Genomic DNA, 18,835 nt, shown 5'->3' with positions numbered 1-18,835 from the left:
ATTGCTGCCCAGGATCCGGATTCTTCGCCTTATTTTTCCTGCTGCGCGTTGCCGAGCGGGGGCGGCTTTTTCGACGTGATACCGCAAGGAAACGAACATTCCTGTTCCGCACCCATCAGCACCTTGTTGCCATCCAGCCGGACAATCACCTGGGAGAGTTTGGTTTTCGACGGGAGCGTCAAGGTTGCCCGCCATTGCGAGCGCTCGAGATCGCGAAAGGCCGCAATCGCTGCCAGATGCCGAGTATCAGCGCTCAGCGGCCTGTCGAATTCAAGCGTCTCGCCCGGACGCAACTGGAATACCTCGCTGTTGACAAGCTCGGCACCCAGGGTTTTTTGCTCACTGTCAAAAGTGGAAAAGAAGTCGGCCGCATTGAATGCCGTAACGGATTTGAGTTCGTAAAATTTCAGGATCACTGGCGAAGCCCGGCCATTCATATCCGGATTCACGTTTTGCTGAGCCTGGAGGGTAACCTTGACTATCGTCGGTTTTGGAGTGCTGGCGCAGGCGGCCAGAAAGAGAAGAAATGCAGTGCAAACAGCATGATAAAGAAATGATGACGGCTTCATCTGTTTCCTTTAGGGGCGAATGCCTGCATGTTGGAAAGGCCGATAATCCAGGAAAAGGTAAATCTCGTCGATAGGAGATGAAAGCGTGCAGACTGTTATTTTCCATCCCCAGGTTAAAGCCAGCTTGCGCAGGATGGGTGGAGCAAAGCGTAACCTATCATTTTCCTGGTGTTGGATAGATGTTTTTTGATGGGTTGCGTCTCACTCCACCCATCCTGCAGTCTATTGGCATGACTCCCAGGGAAGCGCTGAACGAATCTTCGCTGACGCAACGGCGCCTTATGCTCATCCCGGTTTTATCAGTAGCGCGTCCAGCGAAGATTCTTCCAGCGCTTCCCCAACTTCCCCAAGTGTTATATTCTCATATTCGCGCTGGCCTGTGTAAGCATGAGTTAGTGCTTTTGAATGCTGCGGTCGCTTCACTCCTGCTTCTGCTGAGCAAGCCAGGCACCATGGCATTCATGGTATTCATGGCATTCGCTGTTTTCAATATAGCACAGGAGTAAAAAAGAACGCGGATAATGGCATCCGGATTTGCCGGATGTGGGATTACAACTTCGCTCCCCATGGGCCAGGCTCGGAAACGATTGGAGATTGCTTTATGAACGTCGTCGAGCAGCGCAAGAGGATCGTTGTTGTAGGTGGCGGCGTGGCAGGCCTTGAGATTGCCACGGTGCTGGGACGGCGGTGGAAGCGCGATCGGCAGGCGCCCTCCATCATGCTGATCGACCGTGACTCGGCCCATATCTGGAAACCGATGCTGCACACGATCGCGGCGGGAACACGTGATATTTCACAGCAGCAGATACCTTATCTCGCCCAGGCCCGGGTTGCCGGGTTCGAGTATCAGCCCGGCGAGATGTGCGGCCTTGACCGGGCGGCGCGCGAAATACGGCTTGCCGCGCTGCACGCCCCCGACGGTCGATTGCTCGTACCTGCAAGGCTGCTTTCCTACGATGCACTGGTGGTGTCGGTTGGCAGCGAAGCCAATGATTTCGGAACACCTGGCGCAAGGGAGCACTGCTTCAAGATAGATTCCCGCCTGCAGGCAGATGGGTTCAATCAGGAAGTGCGTATCCGGATGCTCCAGTGCCTCGCCCAGGATCAGAATCTGTCCATCGCAATCGTGGGTGGCGGCGCGACCGGCGTTGAACTGGCCGCGGAACTGGTGCAGTTGACCGAGGCCGCCGGCGCCTATGGTGCAAAATCCCTGGCATCCCGGATCAGCATCACGCTGATCGAGAGTGGGCCGCGCCTGCTGGCGGCGTTTCCCGAGGATATTTCGCTGGCGACCAAGGCCAGACTTGAGAGCCTGGGTATCAAAGTCATGCTCGGCTCGAAGGTCAGCGCTGTAACCGCGGAAGGTTTCGAACTCGGCGACGGCGGGAAGGTGATGGCTTCCCTGCGCGTGTGGGCGGCGGGCGTGAAGGCGCCCGGTTTTCTTGCGGACCTCGACGGGCTGGAAACGATGCGGAGCAACCAGCTTATAGTCTTGCCATCCTTGCAGACGACGCGAGACTTCGACATCTACGCGATCGGCGATTGCGCGAGCCTCACGCTTCCCGGTGCCAGACGGCCACTGCCGCCGACAGCCCAGGTCGCCCACCAGCAGGCACAGTATCTGATCCGCCATCTTCCCGCCGCCATGCAGCACGGCACTTCGGCTCCGGATTTCACCTACCGGGATTTCGGCTCCCTCGTATCGCTTGCGGAGTATGATGCTTTTGGCTCGCTCGGAAAATTCGGATTGCTCAAGGGAACCACTATCCGGGGAAGATTGGCTCAATTGAGCCACGCAATGCTCTATCGCAGCCATCAGGCCCGGCTGTACGGGTTCTGGCGCGGGGGGCTGGTCTGGCTGGTCGATCTTCTGAATACGCGGTTGCGCTCGACGATCCGTCTCGATTGACCGGACGATCTCACCTCGCACCATCCGGGTATCTCACCTCGCGCCATCCGGGTTCAAGCCGCCAGAGCTGGGGACAGGCCGTCCTGGGTGATCCGTTGCGGGCTAGCGATCTTTGCAGCAAGCTTAAGCGCCTCTGCCCATTTCCAGCATCCGTCCCGCACACCAGCACAGCGATGTACAACGCGTACAACGCATACAACGATGAGGGTCCAGCAATGAGCAGTGAAGCGTTCGTGTCGCCGCGCCCCACGCCAAGCGGGAGAGCGACTGAGATGAGAATGTACGCGCTCTTCCTCTCGGCGATCTCCGTGGCGCTCACGCAAGCGCGATTGACTGGGCGGGTTTCCACACCCGAAACCGCACACGCCACCCTATCCAACCGCCGGATTCAGGATGGAAATTCATTGATGGGATGATCCGATTTTTGCTAGAGTATTGTTATAGGGTATTGTATTGTTACCCGGATTCCGGGAGCCGGTATGCCGGGATTTGTCGAATAGGGCCGCGTCGAAATGACGCTGATGCGCGCGTGCCTGGATGACTTTATTGCAGAAGGTTATCCTGCGCTGGCCTGCGCGGGCGATAGATGCCTTTGTTTGCGAGCGGGTTCCAACAGCTCCGGAATTTGCAGCACCTTGCCTGCTGCTATAGCAGACTATCGTACCCCCCATCAATTCTGCTTGAGATTGCATGGGATTGTCATATTGTTCTTTCCGGAGGAGGTGATATGGGTAAAATAATGCCGCGAGGCGCAGCCTCCGGTTTTCTGCTGCTGGCGACGGTTGGCGCCGGTTTGGCGGCGAACATCGCATGGGCGCAATCCCAGGATTATTCCGGCGCCCCTTTCGCATGGAAGGATGGGGGCCACGCCTATGCCAAAGTCTGCAGCCATTGCCACGAGACCCACGTGGGGCCGGTCATCCGCGGCCGCGATCTTCCGCCGGCCTACATTCGTTCCATTGTGCGCGGCGGACTGCGCGCGATGCCGTCATTCCGCCCTTCGGAAATCGATGACGGCTCACTGGAAAAGCTGGCTGAATATATCTCGAAAAACTGAATCGGCAGCGGGAGACTATTCCATGGACATGTATAGACGCAATCTCATGAAAGGTGTGCTGACCAGTGGCACATTCCTGGCGCTGGGCATTCCTCCGGGCGCATTTGCGGGCGACCCTGGCGAGAGGGCGGAAAGATTTGGGCTGCTGTTGGGAAATACCCGGACGGATGCAGAATTTGCAGCGGGTTTCCGCATGGCGGCCCAATATGTGGCGCGAGGCAGTGGAGAAATCGTGGCCGTCAAAGGAGGGGCGCCCGAAGTAGTGAAATTAAAGGGCGGACTGCTCCGCGATTACGAGATGGCGGCGCGGCTGCTGGAAAAATCCCGTAATACGCGATGGGTCGCCATAATGGATGAGGGTAGCGCGGCGGTTCTCACCGAACTGGTACGCAGCACCGGCGGAAGACTGCTTCTGCTCGGCTCGCACGCGTCTTCCGATGGCGCCTCGATACGGAATCGATCATCAGGCGTTTCCGAGTTCCGCCATGTATGGGCCGCCGCATCCCCTGCCCAGAGCGCGGGAAGCATTCTCGCTTCAAGCCTCGTTGCGGATGAAAGCAGTTTTTCCATCGTGGAGAATTTTTTATCCACGCCGGCACCATCCGGCGCCCCCATGACGGCGTCAAACGGCGTTCCCGGCTTCGTGGGCTATCGTCTGGAGAATGCAGGTGCGGTATCTGGTTCGGAAGCGGATGCGTTCCATCTCCATTGCTCAGGGGTTTCGCTTTCCGACGGATGCGCATCGCTGGGCTGGAACCCGGCGGGCGCATGGCGGCCTGTGTCCCAGCGGGCGCCGGCGCAGGAAGCCGCTGCATTCGCGGCGCAAGGCAAAGGGCAACCGCGATCCGGATGGGTGGAATCGGTAGGATATGCCGTTACGGCTGCGGCGCTGGGAGAGAATGTGATTCAGGAGCCCTGTTGCAGCCGCGCGTTCGTGCACCGATCGGCCATGGGGCCGGGCAAGCGGATGGGCGTGGCCGAGCAGTTTGCCTCATTCGTAATTGATACCTGATTTGATACCTGATGTGACGCCGAGGAGAAAGAATAATGGCCGATAAATACATTGCGCTGCCAAAGGGCGTCCCTGAAAAGCTGTTCGACGCCGCGATAAAGGAATTTCGGAGTGTTCTTGGCGAGGCCGCCGTTCTGACCAGCGCGGCACAACTCGCACCCTACATCAAGACCATGATGCCGGTGCCTGATTCCGAGCATGTGCCGTCCGCGGCGCTGATGGCCACCACTGTCGAGCAGATACAGAAGATCGTGGGAATCTGCAACCAGTACAAGGTGCCATTATGGCCCATCTCGACCGGCAAGAACCTGGGTTATGGAAGTGCCGCGCCAGCCGAGCGCGGGCAGGTGGTGCTCGATCTGAAGCGGATGAATCGGATCCTGGAAGTGAACAAGGATCTGGCCTATGCCCTGGTCGAGCCTGGCGTTACTTATCAGCAGCTCTACGATCATATCGCCGAGCACAAACTGGGCTTGTGGCTGTCGGTACCCGCACCTTCCGCCATCGCAGGCCCCACCGGCAACACCCTGGACCGCGGGGTCGGCTACACGCCCTATGGGGAGCATTTCCTGTTCGCCTGCGGGATGGAGGTCGTGCTGGCCAATGGCGAAGTGCTTCGCACCGGCATGGGATCGCTGCCCAATTCCAACACCTGGCAGGTATTCAAGTGGGGCTACGGCCCCTACCTGGATGGCATCTTTACCCAGTCCAACTACGGCATCGTCACCAAATTCGGCTTCTGGCTCATGCCCGCTCCGCCGGTATACAAGCCGTTCGTCATCCAGTACCAGGATGAGGGCGATATTGTCGAGATCGTGGAAACGATCCGCCCGCTGCGCATCAGCGGCGTCATTCCCAACGCAGCCGTGATCGCACATGCGTTATACGATGCGCCCACCAAGGCGAAGCGCAGCGACTACTATACCGGCCCCGGAGCCATCCCCGACGCAGCAGTGCGCAAGATTTCCAAGGATCACGACCTGGGCATATGGAATATCTATGCGGCCTTGTACGGCACCCAGGAGCAGGTCGACGTGAACTGGAAGATCGTGACGCAGGCGTTCGGCAGGTCAGGCAAGGCCAGGATCCGGACCGAGAAGGAAATGGCGGGCGACCGGGCTTTCGACTATCGGGCCGAAATCATGCGTGGAGGCATGAACCTGGTGGAGTTTTCCTTGTACAACTGGCGCGGCGGCGGGGGTTCCATGTGGTTTGCGCCGGTCTCGCAGGCCCTCGGCAGCGAGACGCTCAAGCAGATGTCGCTGACCAAGCAGATACTTGGCAAGCACGGACTGGATTATTCCGGCGAATTCATCGTCGGCATGCGGGATATGCACCATATCGTCGATGTCCTGTATGACAAGACCAACCCTGAGCAGGTGAAGGCGGCATACCAGTGCTTTGACGAACTGCTGACGACATTTTCAGAGCTGGGATACGGGACTTACCGGGTCAATACTGCATTCATGGACAAGGTCGCCCACACCTATGGGCCGGTGCAGCGCCACGTGCACAAGATGCTCAAGGATGCGCTGGATCCCAACGGCATTCTCGCGCCGGGCAAATCGGGCATACGCTAGAACGCCGATAGATACCCCGAACGAGGATAGGCAGATCGCCGCGACGCGGGGTTTGCCTCCCGATCTTCTCTTCAGCCCTTGCGTTTCGCAGCGGTTTGCCACATGCGCCGCAATAGCAGCACGGGTTCTTTCACAACCCCTTCAAAGGAACAGCAAAAATGAGAGAAATCACGGGAGCGGTAGTTCGCCGGAAGGGCGGGCCATTTGAAGTCGGGAAGCTGACGCTGGAAGACTGCCGTGCAGACGAAGTGCTGGTCAGGGTTGTGGCCACCGGCATGTGCCATACCGACATGGTGGCGCGCGACCAGCTCTATGACGTGCCCCTGCCGGTCGTGCTCGGGCATGAGGGAGCGGGTGTGGTGGAAGAGATCGGGAGCAGCGTAAAAAAGGTGAAGACAGGAGACCATGTGGTGCTCACCTACATGTGGTGCGGACACTGCAAGCCCTGCCTGCGCGGGGATCTGACTTACTGCGAGAATTTTTACCCATTGAATTTTGGCGGTGCGCGCGAGGATGGCAGTACGGCCACGCACGAGACGGGCGGCGGGAAGATTCACGATCATTTCTTCGGGCAGTCATCCTTCGGCACGTTCGCCCTGGTGCATGAGCGCAACGTTATCCGCGTGCCGCGGGATGTCCCGCTGGAACTGCTGGGTCCGCTTGGCTGCGGCATCCAGACCGGCGCGGGCGCAGTCATCAACGCGCTGAAGGTCACGCCCGGCAGCAGTTTTGCGGCTTTCGGGGGCGGGGCAGTGGGGTTGAGCGCGGTCATGGCCGCCCTCGTGGCCGGTGCGACCAAAATCATCGCCGCCGACGTGGTGCCTTCACGGCTGGAACTGGCAAAAGAGCTGGGCGCCACGCATACCGTAAACAGCCGCGAAACCGATCCCGTGGCAGCAGTACGCGAAATTACCGGCGGCGGCGCCGATTTCACGCTGGAATCCAGCGGCAGGCCGGCCGTTCTGCGCCAGGCGATCGACGCGCTGGCTATCGGAGGCACTTGCGGGATTGTTGGCGCCCCCGCGCTGGGTACCGAGGCCAGCTTCGACGTCAATGGCGTGATGACTACTGGAAAGCGCATCATCGGCATTATCGAAGGCGAAAGCAAGCCCGACCTTTTTATTCCGGCTTTGGTCGAGCTTTACCGGCAGGGGAGGTTTCCTTTCGACAAACTGGTGAAATTCTACACGCTGGACCAGATCAACCAGGCAGCGGAAGACAGCGAGAAGGGCGTTACCATCAAGCCCATCATCCGTCTGCAGCCGTAAAGGGAAACAGCCAGAAGGCACGGGGATCGGCCAGCGCCGTCTTCCCCGCAGGGATTTTATGCCACCCCGTTCTCTAATTCCTCTTCAACTTCGGCTTCGATTCAGGCGGTAAGTTTTTTTACCCATTTGGCATAGCGATTCATCCAGCCTTGAAGGAATTTTTTACTGTTCTCATTGGCGATGTTCCCGCCTTCATCGAACAGATCTTCTTTCACCTGGATGAATGTTTCCGGTTGCCCTAGTGCCGGCACATCGAGGAATGCCAACGGTAAATATGATGAATGAGTTCTACCATCCCGCCATCCTTCTGCGGTTGCCCTGGTCCGCTCGTTTAACCAGATGTTTTGCCGTTTGCTGAAAACAATAGGCCGGGATTGCATACATTGGATTCCGGCCGGCAATAACGGAATGTAAGCGGGAATGGGAAATGGCGCTGCTTCATTTTCATGAAAGCTGCACCGAACCGGGTTTGATGCCGGCTTAAAATGGATAAGATGGCTTCGAATGCTGGATGGTTATCCAGTGGTCCCTGGTGAATTCGTTCAGGATCCATTCCCCGCCAAATCTCCCGATGCCGCTGTTTTTCTCCCCGCCGAACGGACCGGTGGTAGTATCGTCCACGGTGCTGTCGTTGATATGGGTCATGCCGGCTTGTACACCCAGCGCGAATCGGAGTCCGCGCTCCTCGTCGCGCGTGAATACGGCGCTCGATAATCCATATTGGGTATCGTTTGCCATCCGCAGCGCCTCGGCTTCTCCGTTCACCTTGATGATGGAAGCGATGGGCCCGAACATTTCCTCCCGGGCAACCTGCATGTCATTCGTGACGTTGACGAAGACGTGCGGCGGCACAACCTGCCCCTCCGGAGCCCCGCCCACCAGTTGATGCGCTCCCGCCGCCCGGGCGCCTTCTATATGGGTAATGTGGGATTTAAGCTGCTTTTGATTGATGACAGGCCCGATCGCGACAGCAGGATCATGCGGGTTGCCATACTTGAGGCCCCTGACATGCTCAACGAAGCGGTCAACGAATTCGTCATGTACCTTTGCATCGACGATGATGCGATTGGTGCTCATGCAGATCTGGCCCTGGTGAAGGTATCTTCCGATCACCGTGGCGCGCACGGCGTGCCCGATATCAGCATCGTCCAGGATGACGCAGGGCGCATTTCCGCCAAGTTCGAGCGCGACGCGCTTCATGCGGGGGCCGCTCATGGCGAGCTGCCCAATATGCTGTCCGACCCGGGTTGAGCCGGTGAAAGAGATGAGGCTCGGAACCGGATGCAAAGTGAAGGCGTCTCCTATGTCTTCCACCGGTCCGATCACGATGTTGAGAAGGCCGGGCGGCAGGCCGGCTTCTTCATAAATTTTCGCGATGAGCAGGCCGCCGGTGACAGGAGTATCCTCGGCGGGCTTGACCACCACGCCATTTCCCAGCGCGAGCGCGGGACCAATGGAACGATGGGACAGATGCATGGGAAAATTCCATGGGCTGATCACGCCGATTACCCCGAGAGGCTGCCGGTAAGCCCGGCTCTCCTTGCCGGCTTCGTCAAGGGGAAGAATGCGACCCTCGACCCGGTGGGGGAACGACGCGGCCTCCAGCATGGTGGCACGAACGAACTGCCACTCCAGTTCAGCCTTGTACCGGATCCCGCCTGCTTCGCGGATCAGCCAGTCCACGATTTCCTCACGACGCGCCTGCATGATCGCGGCGGCGCGCAACATGATTTCGGCGCGCTCGAAAGGAAGGCGCGCTACCCATGCTACCTGGGCTTTTGCGGCGGATTGGTAGGCCTCATCCAGATCGCTTTTATTTCCCATGACGATCTCGGCAAGCGTTTCCCCCGAGTAGGGATCAGTATCCTTCAGGATTTCACCTTGCTTGCCAGGCCGCCAGGCGCCGCCGATGTATTGTCCCTCGAAACCTGAATAGGGCTGGCCGCTGTCGTTTCTCATTCCACCGGATTTCTCTTCCATCATGCCTCGCTGTAGATGATCAAAATAGAACCAATAGACTGCGGACTGCGGTTATCAGGCGAACTCGACCTTCTGCACATTTTCCTTGTATTCGACCATGAGCCAATAATGCAGAGTTGGTACGATAGCATATTCGTGTTTCAGCGGCGCTGACTCAAGCCACACCGTTTGTTTGAGGGTATCACGCCAGATGCGTTTTTATTTCGTAAATAACGCTCTTGCCGGGACTGGCGGCGTAGATGGCAATCGGGGTTATCCACCGCGTCCACACTCTTGCCTTGCACATGAGGCAGCGAGTGCCGCCGCGGATAATCCTATATTCAGAAAGCCCACTTCACAATAACAGATTTTTGTCAAAACAAACGGGACCACTTTTGTTCCTGCGACATTGAGAGTCAGGAGGCGGTAAGTTTTTTTTACGCCTGTTGATTTTCAGTTCATTTAGTATAAAATTTTGTACATAATTATGAGGCTTGAAAAAGAAATCCGGTGGATAGGCTCAGCCTATGATGATCTGCTGGCGTTTCCAGATGACGCTCGGCGAACTGTCGGATTTCAACTGAGCAAGGTACAGGCCGGCTTGGAGCCGGAAGACTGGCGCCCATTCGACAAGATAGAAACTGGTATGCGGGAGATTCGCATTCGGGAGGGCAATGGCATTTACCGTGTGATGTATATCGCCAAATTCGAGGAAGCGATATATGTGCTGCACTGTTTCCAGAAGAAAACGCAGGTGACCAGCAGGCACGACAAGGATATTGCAGAGGCGCGTTATCGTGCCGTAATTAACATGAGAAGAGACGAGAAATGAAGATTGATACCGAGATCCAGCACGTTACCAAACCGGGAGTCAACCTATTTCTGGAATTGGGGTTTGATACGGAAGAAGCTGAGCGGCTGCAGGAAGCCTCGCAGAAACAGATCAATGATACGCGACTGCTCAAGGAACAGCTGATGATGGAGCTGGCGGCGTGGATCTCGCAGCATCACCTTAAGCAGACTGAAGCAGCCAAGATTTTAATGATATCACGCCCGCGCGTATCGGACGTGATCAACAAAAAAACCGGAAAGTTCACCATCGATACACTGGTCGAGATGCTGAGCCGGATCGGGAAGCCAGTGCGGCTGGCGGTAGATTCAAATCTAGGGAAGCGCTGAACAAATCTCCGCTGGCGCGGCGGTGGCTTTGCGGGATGGGATGAGCGAAAGGCGACGACGCGAATGGTGCGACCGCGCAGGGCGGAGCAGTGTCTTCCGAAAGGAAGATGCGACCCCGTAGCGGGCTGCTGGCGCCCCATGTATACTTTGGCGCGCTCTGGCATCCCCGCCGCTGCCCGATCCCCGCTTCGCGGGGCCCTCGGGCCACGCTCTGGGGAGCCATGGCGTTGCGCTCCCTGGCATCGTAGTCCCGGCTACGACCTTCGTCGCGCGCCTTATGATCATCCCGATTTTACCAGCAACGCGCTCAGCGAGGATTTGTTCAGCGCTTCCCTAACTTATCAGTATATGATATATCATATGAATCAACTGCTTAATTACCCTTGGGATCAAATCAGGAATAAATCGTGCAGGGGACAACATTCGAAATAAAATACTCAAATTGCTGTTCAAACGAACGGAATCACTTCTACCGGGTGTACTGTCTACCGGTGGCATCCTTGTTCATAGTGGTGACAATGAGTATTCCACGACTACGGAGGATCTCGATATGGGCAGCTAGGCGGTACGCACCGAATACCGAGAGGGCTTCCAGGGGGGGGCAGGGAGTTATCTGAGAGGAGGTGTTAAAGCGAGAGAGATTCAGGCAAAAGAAAGACCACCGCTAGGGTGGCCTCCTGGGGTGCTGCTGTTTAGGTATTCTTACTACTGGTACCTTCTGAAGTATTCCTTAGGGTCATCCTTTGTATTGGTAGTGTTGGGATTAACACCTGAAGCGCCTAGAGTGAAGCTATGGTTACTTGCTTCATAAGAGGACGGAACACTCTTAGGGGGCGCATAGGTCTTATTTATAGAGTCTTCAGAATGCGGGGTTACGTGGTATTCACCTTTGGAGTCCTGACAAATTATAGAGCCGGGGTCTGGGAAGCAACTGGCAGCAGCTCCTCCTGCAACTAGAAGTAGTACAACGCCTGCTACATATTTGTTGGACTTCATCATGGTGGGGTCTCCTGAAGGGTTGTAAGTCTTCCAATGATAACACTGGTTGTTCAGTATGGAACCAGTAGATTGAGCTTGGTTGTATTTTCCGGATACCGACGACATCATCAAGCTGCCAGTTTTTGCTTCAAGAGCCAAGCCGCGTGATGCTGTGCCGGGTTCTTGTAGCATAACGCGGAGTGGCGGCGTCTCCGGTTATAAAATATCTCGATATAGTCAAACAAATCCCGCTTGGCTTCCTCCCGCGTGGTGTAATCTTCGTGGAACACGCGCTCGTTCTTCAAACTGTTGAAAAAGCTTTCCATCGGCGCGTTGTCCCAGCAATTGCCTTTGCGGCTCATGCTCGCCACCATGTCATATTCGGCCAGCAACGCCTGATAATCACCGCTGTAGTACGATGCCCGAGGTCTCGATCGATGAAGACGATGTGCAGGAGATGGCGTCCCTTTTACGCGATATCGTGACGACCACGGCTGATGAAAAGAAATCGTGACGACCACGGCTGATGAAAAGAAATTGAGGCTATTCTTTTCTTCGTTCATCGACCAGATCGTGGTGAACGATACAGAACTCAGAATTGAGTATAAAGCTGACAAGCTCGTGAACCGTACCGGATTTGACACGGTTCGCACTAAGGCTGGATGGCTCCCCGACCAGGGCTCGAACCTGGGACCTGCGGATTAACAGTCCGTCGCTCTACCGACTGAGCTATCGGGGAATGGGAGAGATGCGAAGAGGTGCATATACTAATGGTTTGGGCTATCCGGGTCAATCGAATAAGGCCGGGAGTCCCGCTTCATCAGCTTTCTGACAAACAAATACGCTCCTTTCTTTCCGGTTTCACTCGTTTCCATTCCTTCATCGATCCGGCGAGCATCTTTGCTACCCATAAGTTTGTACTGTTTGTACCCTACCAGCACGACCCCGCTTCAGGATAGCAAAGCGTTGCGTTAATATATCCGGATTAACGGGGATACAATGCAAAGCGAGTTCTTGATCATCAGCGCCGTGGTGCTGACAGGTTTTATCCTGCTGGCGGTTTTTATTTTCCGGCTGGTGGCGCGCGGAAAAATCATGATGGGCCCTGGAGCGGCGTTGGTCGCTCTGCTGGCGGCGATTCTCCTGGTGCCTTTCGCCATGAATCTTTCCGCCCACTTTCTTTCGAACAAACTGCATGAGACCAGCGTTCCGGAGTCAACCGCGGAGACCGGGGAAGCGAGATGAGGTATCCGCGCATGCATCCGCCTGGCGCTTCAATCGCGAGGACTGCAATCTCTCGGCTATTTCATCCAGCGATATATGCAGCTTCTTGAGTTCGCTCAGCACGACGCTGGCGTTATTGGCATATTCGTGCGGACTATCGGGGCTGCGGGAGCTGCGGGATGGCCAGCTACTTTCCCTGGATGGTCCTTGTTCCGCATGTTGCGCATACGCTGCCAGCAGGGCGGGGAAGATCGACATTATGGTGTTCGGTTCGCCCAGTGCATCCAGGTACCTGGTCTCGCGATAGGCAAGGTTTTCGACGGTAGTGCCCGCCCAGAGCAACCGCTGCTTTTGCGCTCCCATGGCAGCGAGTGCTTCCCAGCGGGGACCGGAAAAAATGGCCTGGAAGCGGCCATAGGCCGCTTTGGCGCTGGCAATAGCAGCCTTGCCAACAAGGCCTCTCAGCGCTTCCCGTTCCAGTGCGCTATAGGTTTTGATGAGGCCGCACTGGTTGAGGTGTGAAGAGATGATGGTATCGATTGCTGTATCGATGGGGGAAAGAAGGAAGCTCGCGATACCGGCAACATGGGCGATGCGTGCAAGGCTGCGAGGACTTGTGTTTTCGCCATCTTCGGGCTCCCTCTCGTTGCAGATATTTGAATTATCACTGGCGGCAAATTTCTCCAGCCCTTCCATTTAACCCAGGGCGGCCTGCTCATATTTCCGCGGAGTAAAAAGCATGGTTGCGTTGACATTGATGCCCTCGGCGACCAACGTGGAGATAGCCGGGATGCCAGCATCCGTGGCGGGAATGGCCAGCAGGAGGTTCTTCCGCGCGATTTTGCTCCATAATCGCCGTGCTTCGGCCAGTGTTGCTTCGGTATCACTGGCAACGGCGGGATCGAGCGGCACCGAGACGTAGCCCTCGCGTCTTCGGGTTCTGATATATGACGGATGAAGGATATCGGCCAGCATTCGGACTTCTGCAATGAAGGCTGTTCTCATTGCATGAAGCGGGTTTCCATGGTTGGGGTCAGGTGTCGCGCGCGCGTCCTGGCCGCCGGGGCAAAGTGCTTCCGCCGTTACGCCGTGCACCTTGCCGCTTTGCACCAGGTTTATCAGTTCGCCGCTGCGAACGAGATCGCGACCGGGATAGTCGAGCCAGATCGATTGCTCTTGTTCCTGTGGTTTGCGTATCATGTGTGATGGCTGATCGGGATTGACGAGGGTATGTTATCAGTGCATCCATGGTACGCTGGTTTCCGGGAAAGCGGCTGCCGAAGCCCGCTGTACTGGAAGCGGTTCTGCCGAGCCACTCATATGACTTTCCTTCTTCCTTGAAAGAACGCATCGAGAAAATCCGGGATCCAATATGTCTCGCCACCTGACGGTCTGGCCGCTGCTGACCGGCACGATCCGCTACGAAAAGACTATTTCAACCCGCAACCGGGGATACGGCGAATACATCGATGCGCCGATTCTCGCCTACCTCATCGAAACGTCCAATGGCCGCATTCTCTATGATGTGGGATGCGATTATCGAAAGGTGGTCGACATGCGCCAGCGCGCAAGATATTTCGACCCGATGCGTCCCGTGGTCGAACCGCCAAGAATGAGCGAAGACCAGCGCATTCCCCATTATCTGGCCCGACTCGGATTGGCGCCCTCCGATATCGACCTCGTGTTTATCGGCCACCTGCATTTCGACCACGCAGGTGGATTGAACGACCTCGCCGGCTGCGAAGTGCATGTCCAGGCCGACGAGCTTGCCGCGGCGCGCACCGGACTCGACCCTACGGTATTCGCCGATGAACTGGCTCACGCGGACAAGTGGCAGGTAAAGACGGGAGAGTATCTCGTTACGCCCGGCGTGCATGCGGTTGCGACTCCCGGCCATACCGCCGGCCACATGTCGCTGCTGGTCGAGCCTGGATATGGGCGAAGAAGCGGAAAGGGAAAGGATCGCGGTGGAACGGCGAATGGAATGGCATCGCCCAGCGCTGTCATCCTGTGTGGCGACGCGGCTGACCTGGGCGAGAATATAGCGGATGAGATTGCGCCGGGCTATTGCTGGCAGGATAACGAAGCGTTGGCGCGGGCGAGCATTCGCAAGCTCAAGTCGCTCGCCCGCGAGGAGAACGCAGAGCTCTGGCCCAACCACGACATGCAGTTTTTCCTGGGTTTGCCGTACTTTCCGGCAGGAAGGGGGCTGGAATAGGAGCAGCCAACGCTGTCTTGGGCTGCCGGCAAAGGAAAGAATGTAGCCTAGGGAAGCGCTGAATAAATCTCTGCTGGCGCGACGGTGGCTTTGCGGGATGGGATGCGCGAAAGGCGACGACGCGAATGGTTGATCCCCTTCGCTAGGAGCCTGACAAGGCAGACTGCTCGCAAAGCCCCGCCCCATAAGGGTTGCGGTAAAATCGGGCGCTCATGGCGTTGCGCTCCTTGGCATCGTAGTCCAAGCTACGACCTGCGTCGCGCGCCTTATGATCATCCCGATTTTACCAGCAACGCGCTCAGCGAGGATTTGTTCAGCGCTTCCCTAGCGCAAGTCCTTGCCTCTCCGGTGCCTCCCGGCGGAAAGTCAAGGACTACTGCTGCGCTTCGTTGAGCCGCACGCCTTACTACTCTGGCTCGACGGCTGCATGGGACCCGGCCAGGGCCGGCAATTCAGTCTTAGGTAATCTCCGGGCGGGAGGCATCCACCACCCTCATCCGTGCGCGGAACGCCAATAGGCCGAGGAATAAAGTGGCGAAAAATGCCCTTGTTTTCATAGGGACATCTCCTTTAAAATCGCTGACCGACATCAATGGATCGCTTTGAATCACACTATCGATTAAGCGTACCATAGATAAGAATACGTATTTTGTCAACTATTTTATGGAGAAAGTGTCATAAGTAAGGCAATGGTTTGAATATTGACCTATAATTATCTTGACACTCCGATTCGCTTCGTATTCCGATAAGGAGAAGGGAAAAATCATATGCTTAAGATGGGTGATCGGCAAAAGCAGTTGCTCAAGCTGTTGCGTGGCAACAAGGCCGGCCTGAGCGTGGATGAGCTCTCCAAAGGACTGGAGATCACGCGCAACGCGGTACGCCAGCATCTTACCTCTCTGGAAGCCGAAGGGCTGGTCGAAGCGGGCAACATGCGGCCTTCCGGCGGGGGACGTCCCCAGCAGCTTTATGTGCTCACCGAGAAGGGCAAGGAATCCTTTCCCCGCCAATATTCCTGGCTGGCGCAACTGGTGGTGGCATCCGTCCAGCGGGAAGAGGGTACGGAAAACATGGGCAAGCGCCTGAACGACATAGGTGTTGGCGTGGCGCAGCAGATACGCATGCAATATCCGAATTTGACCACGCATAAGGAAAAAGTCGAGAAGCTTGCGGAGGTAATGGATCAACTCGGCTACAACGCCCGGAATGTGAGCCAGCCGGGGGGCGAGTCGATGATCGAAGCCGACAATTGTGTATTCCACCGGATGGCGATCAAGGATACCGAGATTTGTCATCTCGACCGGGGCCTGATGGAAACCTTTACCGACAGCAAGATCGAGCACGATGAATGCATGGCGACCGGCGGCAATCTGTGCCGATTCAAATTTACACCAAAGAAGGATTAATATCCTGAACTGGAAATAGCCCCCAGGAAACACGTATCCACCATCCCCTTGCTGCCCCACGTTCTGAGGTCCTGAGGAAGCCTCTATCGCTATCTGGAACGTAGCCCCGGCTATCCTATTCCAGCAGCGAGGATTCCACCAGCACATCGACACCGGCTTCCGGCATGATCGCGCGCGCGGGAATAGGGTTCCCCGCCCGCCAGGCTGCGACCGCCTTGCGTTTCGATTCGCCACTGACAAGAAACATCACTCGCCGTGAACGGCTCAGGCGGGCTGCGCTCAGGGTAATGCGCTGGGGCGGCCGCTTGGGCGAATTGAATACCGGCAGCACATCCGGTGAATCCACCGCTGTCCCCAGTGGATTGCCGGGAAACAGGCTGGCTGTGTGGCCATCCTCGCCCAGGCCCAGCAGCGTCAGATCGAACAGGTCGACCCCGGCCAGGAGCTGCGCATATTCGGCTGCCGCCTTGTCGGCGCGAATATCACCCCGGATTACATGTATCTGTCCTTCCGGGATGGGTACGTGGCTGAGCCAGGCTTCCCCCGCCATGCAGGAATTGAGCTCGGGTTCGGTTGGAGGCATGGAGCGTTCGTCTCCGAAATAGATGTGCCACGCGGACCAGTCGGTCGGGGCTTCCCGCACCCGTTCATAAATACCGCGAGGGGTCTCGCCGCCCGCGAGCACGATATTGAAGCGCCCGCGCTCACTGATCGACGTGGCCGCGCTATCGAGGATGATGCCCAGCGCCGCCTCTTCCAGTGCCGGCCGGTTGGGGACGGAATGCCAGCGGTATTGCTCGGGATGAAGAGCGTTCATGAGCTAAATCCTTACGTTATTCATGTTATTTGTTCTCTTTATTGATCGATTGATTTTTCATCCCCAGATTAAAACCACCAGCTTTGGCCGGACAGTTTTAGCTTTGGTGGGATGAGTGGAGCAACGTGTAATCCATCATCTTCCTGATGCAGGGTAGATATTTTTGATGGGCTGCGTTTCACTCCACCCATACGACAAGATGCAGCCGCTATCGATGATTTCAAAATGAAACCTGATAAGGGTCATTGAGGCGATGAAGGGTCGTTAAGGCGATGCGTATCCGGACTTTCAGTTCGCAACCCTAACCATGGCAAAGCTGCACCTGATCGATCATTGCCGATATCGGAGGCATCAGTATTTTACGCTATTCTGACCGGGCGGTTGGCTCGTTCCGGCTGAAAAAGAGCTGGAAAAAAGCCGCAGGAATATCGCCGTCGCGCCGAATGGCAAGGCAATGAGCGGATGATTGCCAAGGCCAGTTAACAGCCCTGATCAACAGACCCTGATGAACAAGCCCTAATCCGGCTTGGCCGCGAATCTGCCGCTACCGAGGAGTGCGACTGCGAGACTGCCGAGGAGAAAAAGACCCTGTAGTTCGATTGCCCAGCTTCCGTTACTCGTCAGGTCGAATAGCTGGGGCTGGTGTGCCAGGACAATCGCAAATATCATGTTGACGACCACGATGAGGCCGCCCATGCGTGAAAAAATACCCAGAATCATCATGAGCGGGCCGACCACTTCTCCCACATATACGCCGTAGGCCACCGCCGGGGGAAGATCGATGTCCGCGAGCATGTTGCTGATGAAATCGAGGGATTCCGGATGCTGTATCTTATAGATGCCATGCATCAATATCATGACACCTACCGCGATGCGCAATACCAGCTTGCCCAGGGAATCAATGAAAAGCGAATTATGCATGGCTATCTCCTGTTTTCGTTTTTTTCTGAATAAAGATGAACCTGCGAATTTTAGCGCCGGATTACCTGAATGATAATTCTTTCACGATGCGTAAGCAAATGCATGTGTGTCTTGAGGAGGAAAGAATGTGCCGAGGCAATGCAAAAGAAGATTTATCCTGGCATCTCCTGGGTGTTTCGGGAGAAATGAAGGAGGTATTCAGAGTGGAACCCGATCGGGAACAACGTTCAGGCAACGCATATCCGGACTTTCAGTCCGTAACCTCAACTCCCAGCTTTAGCTGGGGGTTGCTGAGTTTGGTCTATTCCGGGGAGGTATCCTTACGATCGGGCGCGTTGGCTGAGCTCAGCTTTTGCGAGCTCAAATCGGGCAGCCGCTGGGCCAGTTTCCGGTGCAGCGCAGCCTGCTTGATGTTCTCGTCCACGGTACGCTCGAGCTTGCGTATCATGGCATCCGTCTGCGCTTGCAGGTCCTGGGCCTGCCTGCCGTACAGATAGCTTCTGTTTTCGTACTGCTCAAGCAACTGCTTTTGCTCGTCCAGCTTTGCCCGCGCTTCCCCTGCAGTATCTTCGTAATACTTCGCGACCATTTCATGATCGCTGCGGGTAGCGATATTTTGCGTGCCGGCACGAACCTCGCCGTTGCCGGCCACGGCGGTTCCGGCCGGACCAAGTCCGCCGAGCAGGCCCAGCAATGATAGCGCTGCCGCAAAGTTTCTTATTCTCACCATCGTACTCC

At 56.5% G+C, this 18,835-nt stretch carries 19 protein-coding genes, 1 tRNA gene and 1 pseudogene; 10 read left to right on the top strand and 11 right to left on the bottom strand.

The genetic code is table 11. From position 1 onward, the window contains the following. Positions 1-29: 29 nt before the first annotated feature. Complete coding sequence (gene tssJ, locus ACZ5CE_RS09095) at positions 30-569, bottom strand: type VI secretion system lipoprotein TssJ (protein ID WP_464574579.1); 540 nt, start codon at positions 567-569, stop codon at positions 30-32. 601 nt (positions 570-1,170) lie between these two features. Here tssJ and ACZ5CE_RS09090 point away from each other — a divergent pair. From ACZ5CE_RS09090 to ACZ5CE_RS09070, 5 genes are all read left to right on the top strand, one after another. Next, positions 1,171-2,478 carry an NAD(P)/FAD-dependent oxidoreductase gene (locus tag ACZ5CE_RS09090; protein ID WP_464574578.1) on the top strand — a complete coding sequence of 436 codons (1,308 nt, stop codon included), beginning with the start codon at positions 1,171-1,173 and terminating at the stop codon, positions 2,476-2,478. A 727-nt stretch (positions 2,479-3,205) separates the two neighbouring features. Further along, positions 3,206-3,535: a c-type cytochrome gene (locus tag ACZ5CE_RS09085; protein WP_464574577.1), complete on the top strand. Its 330-nt coding sequence runs from the start codon at positions 3,206-3,208 to the stop codon at positions 3,533-3,535. Positions 3,536-3,557: 22 nt separating this feature from the next. Continuing rightward, positions 3,558-4,547 (top strand): hypothetical protein, encoded by a 990-nt coding sequence (locus ACZ5CE_RS09080; RefSeq protein ID WP_464574576.1) that lies wholly within the window; start codon positions 3,558-3,560, stop codon positions 4,545-4,547. A 35-nt stretch (positions 4,548-4,582) separates the two neighbouring features. Then, positions 4,583-6,127 carry an FAD-binding oxidoreductase gene (locus ACZ5CE_RS09075; RefSeq protein WP_464574575.1) on the top strand — a complete coding sequence of 515 codons (1,545 nt, stop codon included), beginning with the start codon at positions 4,583-4,585 and terminating at the stop codon, positions 6,125-6,127. Positions 6,128-6,285: 158 nt separating this feature from the next. After that, positions 6,286-7,395 (top strand): NAD(P)-dependent alcohol dehydrogenase, encoded by a 1,110-nt coding sequence (locus tag ACZ5CE_RS09070; RefSeq protein ID WP_464574574.1) that lies wholly within the window; start codon positions 6,286-6,288, stop codon positions 7,393-7,395. Between the two features lie 101 nt (positions 7,396-7,496). Here the strand turns inward: ACZ5CE_RS09070 and ACZ5CE_RS09065 are convergent, their stop codons facing one another. Beyond that, positions 7,497-7,661, bottom strand: coding sequence for a hypothetical protein (locus ACZ5CE_RS09065; protein WP_464574573.1), 165 nt, complete (start codon positions 7,659-7,661; stop codon positions 7,497-7,499). Between the two features lie 214 nt (positions 7,662-7,875). Next, the gene (locus ACZ5CE_RS09060) at positions 7,876-9,354 is read right to left on the bottom strand and encodes an aldehyde dehydrogenase family protein (RefSeq protein WP_464574572.1); all 1,479 of its coding nucleotides are present in this window, start codon (positions 9,352-9,354) and stop codon (positions 7,876-7,878) included. Positions 9,355-9,841: 487 nt separating this feature from the next. Between ACZ5CE_RS09060 and ACZ5CE_RS09055 the strand changes: the two genes are divergently transcribed. Both ACZ5CE_RS09055 and ACZ5CE_RS09050 read left to right on the top strand, forming a co-directional pair. Next, entirely contained in the window at positions 9,842-10,186 is a 345-nt protein-coding gene (locus ACZ5CE_RS09055; RefSeq protein WP_464574571.1) for a type II toxin-antitoxin system RelE/ParE family toxin, read from the top strand. Then, on the top strand, positions 10,183-10,533 hold the full coding sequence (locus tag ACZ5CE_RS09050) for a helix-turn-helix domain-containing protein (protein ID WP_464574570.1): 351 nt from the start codon (positions 10,183-10,185) through the stop codon (positions 10,531-10,533). The genes ACZ5CE_RS09055 and ACZ5CE_RS09050 overlap by 4 nt, the downstream gene beginning before the upstream one ends. 469 nt (positions 10,534-11,002) lie before the next feature. On the opposite strand, the gene ACZ5CE_RS09045 is transcribed toward ACZ5CE_RS09050, so the two are convergent. The 3 genes and pseudogenes from ACZ5CE_RS09045 to ACZ5CE_RS09035 all read right to left on the bottom strand — a co-directional run bounded on the left by ACZ5CE_RS09045 (position 11,003) and on the right by ACZ5CE_RS09035 (position 12,250). After that, positions 11,003-11,128 (bottom strand): helix-turn-helix domain-containing protein, encoded by a 126-nt coding sequence (locus ACZ5CE_RS09045; protein ID WP_464577468.1) that lies wholly within the window; start codon positions 11,126-11,128, stop codon positions 11,003-11,005. Between the two features lie 511 nt (positions 11,129-11,639). Further along, positions 11,640-11,879, bottom strand: a pseudogene (locus tag ACZ5CE_RS09040) (IS3 family transposase); the annotation flags it as partial. 295 nt (positions 11,880-12,174) lie between these two features. Then, a tRNA-Asn gene (locus ACZ5CE_RS09035) sits at positions 12,175-12,250 on the bottom strand. Positions 12,251-12,510: 260 nt separating this feature from the next. Here ACZ5CE_RS09035 and ACZ5CE_RS09030 point away from each other — a divergent pair. Beyond that, on the top strand, positions 12,511-12,756 hold the full coding sequence (locus ACZ5CE_RS09030) for a hypothetical protein (protein ID WP_464574569.1): 246 nt from the start codon (positions 12,511-12,513) through the stop codon (positions 12,754-12,756). Here the strand turns inward: ACZ5CE_RS09030 and ACZ5CE_RS09025 are convergent. After that, positions 12,727-13,431, bottom strand: a complete 705-nt coding sequence (locus tag ACZ5CE_RS09025; protein ID WP_464574568.1) for a transaldolase family protein — start codon at positions 13,429-13,431, stop codon at positions 12,727-12,729. The two genes, ACZ5CE_RS09030 and ACZ5CE_RS09025, sit on opposite strands and share 30 nt — an antisense overlap. After that, on the bottom strand, positions 13,432-13,935 hold the full coding sequence (locus ACZ5CE_RS09020) for a transaldolase family protein (protein WP_464574567.1): 504 nt from the start codon (positions 13,933-13,935) through the stop codon (positions 13,432-13,434). Between the two features lie 172 nt (positions 13,936-14,107). Between ACZ5CE_RS09020 and ACZ5CE_RS09015 the strand changes: the two genes are divergently transcribed. Together ACZ5CE_RS09015 and ACZ5CE_RS09010 are read left to right on the top strand one after the other, a co-directional pair. Then, positions 14,108-14,953 carry an N-acyl homoserine lactonase family protein gene (locus ACZ5CE_RS09015; protein ID WP_464574566.1) on the top strand — a complete coding sequence of 282 codons (846 nt, stop codon included), beginning with the start codon at positions 14,108-14,110 and terminating at the stop codon, positions 14,951-14,953. Between the two features lie 767 nt (positions 14,954-15,720). Next, positions 15,721-16,359: a helix-turn-helix transcriptional regulator gene (locus ACZ5CE_RS09010; RefSeq protein ID WP_464574565.1), complete on the top strand. Its 639-nt coding sequence runs from the start codon at positions 15,721-15,723 to the stop codon at positions 16,357-16,359. A 115-nt stretch (positions 16,360-16,474) separates the two neighbouring features. Here the strand turns inward: ACZ5CE_RS09010 and pgl are convergent, their stop codons facing one another. The 3 genes from pgl to ACZ5CE_RS08995 all read right to left on the bottom strand — a co-directional run bounded on the left by pgl (position 16,475) and on the right by ACZ5CE_RS08995 (position 18,827). After that, on the bottom strand, positions 16,475-17,176 hold the full coding sequence (gene pgl / locus ACZ5CE_RS09005; RefSeq protein WP_464574563.1) for a 6-phosphogluconolactonase: 702 nt from the start codon (positions 17,174-17,176) through the stop codon (positions 16,475-16,477). A gap of 516 nt (positions 17,177-17,692) precedes the next feature. Further along, entirely contained in the window at positions 17,693-18,097 is a 405-nt protein-coding gene (locus ACZ5CE_RS09000) for a DoxX family protein (RefSeq protein ID WP_464574562.1), read from the bottom strand. 301 nt (positions 18,098-18,398) lie between these two features. Beyond that, positions 18,399-18,827, bottom strand: coding sequence for a hypothetical protein (locus tag ACZ5CE_RS08995; protein WP_464574561.1), 429 nt, complete (start codon positions 18,825-18,827; stop codon positions 18,399-18,401). Positions 18,828-18,835: the final 8 nt, after the last annotated feature.

This window comes from Nitrosospira sp. TNL200 (genome assembly GCF_055386305.1).
Note: the sequence above shows the minus strand (reverse complement) of the source record. Positions and strands in the feature narration are given on the sequence as shown.